The organism is Pseudomonas sp. FW300-N1A1 (assembly GCF_058789115.1).
Window position 1 is genome coordinate 1 of the sequence record NZ_JBYTBK010000075.1, and the last position, 5,197, is coordinate 5,197.

General features: G+C 60.9%; 4 protein-coding genes. 3 read left to right on the forward strand and 1 reads right to left on the reverse strand.

Going from position 1 to position 5,197, the window contains the following annotated elements; all coding sequences use genetic code 11:
* Positions 1 to 98: 98 nt before the first annotated feature.
* On the reverse strand, positions 99 to 1,589 hold the full coding sequence (gene amaB / locus AC3WQN_RS25275) for an L-piperidine-6-carboxylate dehydrogenase (protein WP_103398963.1): 1,491 nt from the start codon (positions 1,587 to 1,589) through the stop codon (positions 99 to 101).
* Positions 1,590 to 1,753: 164 nt separating this feature from the next.
* Between amaB and AC3WQN_RS25280 the strand changes: the two genes are divergently transcribed.
* The 3 genes from AC3WQN_RS25280 (at position 1,754) to nadE (ending at position 5,025) form a co-directional block, all read left to right on the forward strand.
* The gene (locus AC3WQN_RS25280; protein ID WP_103398962.1) at positions 1,754 to 2,665 is read left to right on the forward strand and encodes a LysR family transcriptional regulator; all 912 of its coding nucleotides are present in this window, start codon (positions 1,754 to 1,756) and stop codon (positions 2,663 to 2,665) included.
* A gap of 301 nt (positions 2,666 to 2,966) precedes the next feature.
* Positions 2,967 to 4,193, forward strand: coding sequence for a nicotinate phosphoribosyltransferase (pncB, locus tag AC3WQN_RS25285; RefSeq protein ID WP_103398960.1), 1,227 nt, complete (start codon positions 2,967 to 2,969; stop codon positions 4,191 to 4,193).
* Between the two features lie 4 nt (positions 4,194 to 4,197).
* Entirely contained in the window at positions 4,198 to 5,025 is an 828-nt protein-coding gene (gene nadE / locus AC3WQN_RS25290; protein ID WP_095144755.1) for an NAD(+) synthase, read from the forward strand.
* The last annotated feature ends 172 nt before the right edge of the window (positions 5,026 to 5,197 follow it).

Sequence of the window (5,197 nt, forward strand, 5' to 3'; positions counted from 1 at the left end):
CCTGATGAAAAACCAGAGCGAATACCACCCAAACTCAGTTATTGGAGCTTCCCCTCAAACATAGAATCTCCCACAGGGGATCTTGTTTGACTCAAGACTCAGTCGAACGTGATGCCCTGTGCCAACGGCAGCTCCAGCGAGTAGTTGACCGTATTGGTCTGCCGGCGCATGTAGCCACGCCAGGCATCGGAGCCCGATTCGCGACCACCGCCGGTTTCTTTTTCGCCGCCAAACGCACCGCCGATTTCTGCCCCGCTCGGACCAATGTTGACGTTGGCAATGCCGCAGTCACTGCCCACCGCCGACATGAATTGTTCGGCTTCACGCACGTCCGTGGTGAAGATGCACGACGACAAGCCTTGCGGTACCGCGTTGTTCAGGCGCAGTGCTTCGGTGAAATTGGTGTAGCCGACCACATACAGAATCGGAGCGAAGGTCTCGCTGCACACCACGTCGCTCTGCTCCGGCATTTCCACAATGGCCGGCGATACGTAGTACGCATTCGGGAACTGGTCTTCGAGCTGACGCTTGCCACCAAACACCCGGCCGCCTTCACTCAAGGCCTGCTCCAGCGCGTCCTGCATGTTCTCGAAACTCTGTTTGTCGATCAGCGGCCCCACCAGGTTGCCTTCCAGCGGGTGGCCGATACGCACCTTGGAGTAAGCCGCCTTGAGGCGGGTGACAATCTCTTCCTTGACCGACTCGTGGGCGATCAAGCGACGCAGGGTGGTGCAACGCTGGCCGGCGGTGCCAACCGCACTGAACAGGATGGCTCGCACGGCCATGTCCAGGTCAGCGCTTGGGCCGAGGATCATCGCGTTGTTGCCCCCCAGTTCCAGAATGCTGCGGGCGAATCGCGCAGCGATTTTCGGCGCCACTTCACGTCCCATGCGGGTACTGCCGGTGGCGCTGACCAGGGCCACACGCGGGTCGTCCACCAACGCTTCGCCGGCATCGCGGCCGCCGATAATCACCTGGCTCAGGTACGGCGGGGCATCACTGAAGTTTTTCACTACGCGCTCGAACAGTGCCTGGCAGGCCAGTGCGGTGAGCGGGGTCTTCTCCGACGGTTTCCAGATCACCGAGTTGCCGCAGACCAGCGCCAGGGTGGTATTCCAGGCCCAGACCGCGACCGGGAAGTTGAAGGCGCTGATCACCCCCACCACCCCCAGTGGATGCCAGGACTCGCGCATGTGGTGGCCTGGACGTTCGGAGGCGATGGTCAAGCCGTACAACTGGCGCGACAGGCCGACGGCGAAGTCGCAGATGTCGATCATTTCCTGTACTTCACCCAGGCCTTCCTGAGTGATCTTGCCGGCTTCCCAAGACACCAGTTCGCCCAGGTCGGCCTTGTACTCACGCAGTACTTCGCCGAACTGGCGCACCAGTTCACCGCGACGCGGCGCCGGGACCTTGCGCCACAGGTCGAACGCATGCTCGGCGCGACTGACCTGCTGCTCGACTTCGGCGGCACCTTCCCAGTTCACCGAGGCAATCTGGCTGCCGTCGATCGGTGAATGCACAGGCTGTTTGCCGTTCTGGTACAGGGCCGGGTTCACCCCCAAACGATCAAGCAATGCGGCAACCATGGGTTACTCCTTCAAGGTGAAAAGCAGAAAATTCACAGCCCGCTGGCAAGGGGCTACAGGCCTTTAGTTGTAGCCGGCCCGAGACTTGCCAACAAACGACGATTAGGCGAGATATCATTCCGTTTATTCATGCAAAGCGTTGCAACAAGAACAAGGGACCTCCCATGCTGAATAAACGCCACCTGCCCTCGATCACCGCCCTGCAGTGCTTCGAGGCGGTCACCCGTCACCTGAGCTTCACCCGCGCCGCCGAAGAGCTGAACCTGACCCAGAGCGCCGTCAGCAAACAGGTCGCCCAACTCGAAGAGTTGCTACAGCACCTGCTGTTCCGTCGGGTACGCCGGCGCCTGCAAATGACCCCCGCTGGGGATTTGTATCTGGTTGAAGTCCGAAAAATCCTCACGCAGGTCGAGATGTCGACGCATTACCTGCGCTCCTACGGCGGCGAGACGGAAGTCCTGCGGGTATCCACGCCTTCTACCTTCGGCGCGCGCTGGCTGGTGCCACGCCTCAAGGGCTGGCGCCTGCGTCATCCGCAGATTCACCTGGACCTGTGCAACGAGCAGGAGGCTGACGACCTGCTGCAAGGGCGCAGCGACCTGGCGTTCTACTTCGGCCAAGGCTCACGGCCCGGCACAGAGAGCCTGAAGCTGTTTGGCGAAGAACTGGTGCCGGTGTGCGCACCCGGCAGCCTGCCGGATCAGCCGTTCACCGACCCGACCCAGCTCACCGACCTGGTGCTGCTGCAAAATGCCTCGCGGCCACAAGCCTGGCACGACTGGTTCGACAGCCAGGGTTACCAGACCGAGCACAGCTACCACGGCCCGCGTTTCGAAACCTTCTACATGTGCATCCGTGCGGCGCAAGTCGGCTGCGGTGTCGCCCTGCTGCCCCGGTTCCTGGTGGAAGAGGAACTGGCTGACGGCAAACTGGTCATTCCCTGGCAGCATGCAATGCCCAGCAGCGATGCCTATTACCTGGCCTACCCCGAACACTCGGCGGAAGTGCCCAAGGTGCGTGATTTCGTGAAGTGGATGCTGGAGCAGATCGATAGCCCGGATGCGCCGCAGATTTGAGGATTCACAAAAACCTGCGGCCAAGCACAATCTTTGTGGCGAGGGAGCTTGCTCCCGTCGGCCGGTCCGCGCTCGGGCGAAGCAGCCGCAAAACGGTAAATGCCTTCTTTCAGATAGAACGCAGTGGCTGTAGTCGGGGGCGCTTCGCACCCCAACGGGAGCAAGCTCCCTCGCCACAGAGATCGCTATCGTCCAAAAAATCGCTGGCACTACCCGCCGCGGATATGCGCCACTAGCCCCTTTCATTGATACCGCTGCAACGTCGCCGCCACAGGCTGCGACCCGCCTGGAGAGACCCGTTATGAGCGAGAGTGTGTTTGCCGATCGCATCGTGCAGAACCTGCTCGACACCGACTTCTACAAGCTGACCATGATGCAGGCGGTGCTGCACAACTACCCCAACGTGGAAGTCGAATGGGAATTTCGCTGCCGCAACAGCGAGGACCTGCGCCCCTATCTGGCGGAGATCCGTTTTCAGGTCGAACGCCTGGCCGAGTTGAGCCTGAGTGCCGATCAGTTGGGCTTCCTGGAGCGCATCAGCTTCCTCAAGCCGGACTTCCTGCGCTTTCTCGGGCTCTTTCGCTTCAACCTGCGCTACCTCCACACCGGCATCGAGAACGGCGAACTGTTTATCCGCCTGCGCGGGCCGTGGCTGCATGTGATTCTGTTTGAGGTGCCATTGCTGGCGATTGTCAGTGAGGTACGCAACCGCTATCGCTACCGTGAAATTGTCATGGAGCAGGTGCGCGAACAGCTCTATCGCAAATTCGACTGGTTAAGCGCCAACGCCAGCGCCGATGAACTTGCGCACTTGCAGGTAGCCGATTTCGGCACCCGTCGACGCTTCTCTTACCGCGTGCAGGAAGAAGTGGTGAACGTACTCAAGCACGATTTCCCCGGGCGCTTCGTCGGCACCAGCAATGTGCACCTGTCCCGCGAGCTCGACATGAAGCCGCTGGGCACCATGGCCCACGAATGGATCATGGCCCACCAGCAACTGGGCCCGCGCCTGATCGACAGCCAGATCGCCGCGCTGGATTGCTGGGTGCGCGAGTACCGTGGGTTACTGGGCATCGCCCTGACCGACTGCATCACCACCGATGCCTTCCTCAACGATTTCGACCTGTACTTCGCCAAGCTGTTCGACGGCCTACGCCACGATTCCGGCGACCCGATCATCTGGGCCGAGAAAGCCATCGCCCACTACCATAAGCTCGGTATCGAGCCGATGAGCAAGACACTGGTATTCTCCGACAGCCTGACACTGCCCAAGTCGCTGGAGATATTCCGGGCGCTGCGCGGTCGGATCAATGTCAGCTTCGGCATTGGCACCAACCTGACGTGTGACATTCCGGGTGTCGACCCGATGAGCATCGTGCTTAAAATGGCAGCCTGCAATGACCAGCCCGTCGCCAAGATCTCCGACGAACCTGGGAAGACACACTGCAAAGACCCGAATTTCGTCGCCTATTTGCGACATGTGTTTCAAGTACCTGCCGCCCTATCTGGCATTTCAAGCAAGGAGTGAATTCATGCAAGCCGTACAGCGTGAGATTGCTGAACAGCTCAAGGTCCAACCGCCATTCGCCGACCAGGCCGCCCTGGAAGCTGAAATCGCGCGGCGGATCCGCTTCATACAGGACTGCCTGCTCAATTCCGGGCTCAAGACCCTGGTGCTCGGTATCAGCGGCGGCGTCGACTCGCTGACCGCCGGCCTGCTGGCCCAGCGTGCCATGCGTGAGCTGCGTGATCGCACCGGTGATGCGAGCTACAAGTTCATTGCCGTGCGCCTGCCATACGAGACCCAGTTCGATGAGCACGAAGCCCAGGCCTCGCTGGACTGCATCGCGCCGGATGAGCGCCACACTGTCAACATCGGCCCGGCGGTCAAGTCCCTGGCCAATGAAGTCGCGGCCTTCGAAGGCAAGCAGGCGGTGTCCGTGGATTTCGTGCTGGGCAATACCAAGGCGCGGATGCGCATGGTTGCCCAGTACACCATTGCCGGTGCCGCCCATGGCCTGGTGATTGGCACCGACCACGCCGCCGAAGCCGTCATGGGGTTCTTCACCAAATTCGGGGATGGCGCCTGCGACCTGGCCCCCTTGAGCGGCCTGGTGAAAAACCAGGTCCGGGCGATTGCCCGCAGCTTCGGCGCACCGGAGTCGCTGGTGGAAAAGATCCCCACCGCCGACCTCGAGGATTTGGCGCCCGGCAAGCCGGATGAAGCGTCCCACGGTGTGACCTACGCCGAGATCGACGCCTTCCTGCATGGCGAACCGGTACGCGAGGAAGCGTTCAAGATCATTTGTGACACGTACAGAAAGACCCACCACAAGCGTGTGATGCCGTTCGCGCCTTGATCGGTGGGGTGCCTGAGCCGACGCCATCGCGAGCATGCTCGCGATGAACGATCAAGAGGCCAAATGTCAGGCACAAAAAAAGCGTCCCGAGTGGATAATGCCGATCAGTTAAGTCAAAGACCAGCCGAACATAGGACCGTGGCGAGGGAGCTTGCTCCCGCTGGGGCGCAAA